Below are 678 nucleotides of genomic sequence, written 5' to 3'. Positions count from 1 at the left end.
TGATTTCTTCGGGTAATCATGCCAAAGATATTAAGTCTTGCTGTTTTCTCTGATGGAATATAGACATTCTCATCTTTGAACTGCCATCCGTAAGGTACATAACCATCTGTACATACATGACTTTCATCAGCATAATAAAGTTCTATTTTACCTTTGGAGTCAAGGCTTTCAAGTTCTTGCAACTTCTCTTTCTTGTATGTGTAGAGTTGCGGTGAGGGGATACCCCTTGGGCGTTTTCTTATTCGCTTATATCTTGCACCAATGCTCCTAAAAAACGTTTGAAGGTAATGTCGCTGGCTTTTTTGCCGGAAGCTTTTTCCCAGGCTTCGCGTGCTTTTGATACACTCTGACGGTCCTCCTCTATAGCCTTACGGACTGATTCCTCATCGGAACAATCCATTATAGGTTTACGACCTTGACCGGGACGTGTTTCCAAGCCTTTGATTCCATTTTCTTTATAACGTTTTATCCATGCGTATACTGTTGGTATTGTCACATCAAATATTTCAGCTATTTCTGAGGCCGATTTGCCTGATGACTTCAACAATATGGATTTGCATCTGATACGATAGTTATGAGTAGGGCCATTATGATACCCTTTCTCAAGTTTGAGGCGATCAGCCTCACTCAATTCAAGCACTTTTATATGTTTCATGATTCAATTTCTAAAATATCATG

1 protein-coding gene and 1 pseudogene are annotated in these 678 nt (G+C 39.7%); both read right to left on the bottom strand.

Translation table 11 applies throughout. The annotated features are described in order from the left end of the window. Positions 1-182 (bottom strand): annotated as a pseudogene (locus H6A27_RS14505) (IS630 family transposase); the annotation flags it as partial. Positions 183-238: 56 nt separating this feature from the next. Beyond that, a complete protein-coding gene (locus H6A27_RS14500) occupies positions 239-655 on the bottom strand; it encodes a helix-turn-helix domain-containing protein (protein WP_154044655.1) in 417 nt (138 codons plus the stop codon). Between the last annotated feature and the right edge of the window lie 23 nt (positions 656-678).

It is taken from the genome of Bacteroides caecigallinarum (genome assembly GCF_016902295.1).
Lineage (GTDB): Bacteria > Bacteroidota > Bacteroidia > Bacteroidales > Bacteroidaceae > Phocaeicola > Phocaeicola caecigallinarum_A.
Note: the sequence above shows the minus strand (reverse complement) of the source record. Positions and strands in the feature narration are given on the sequence as shown.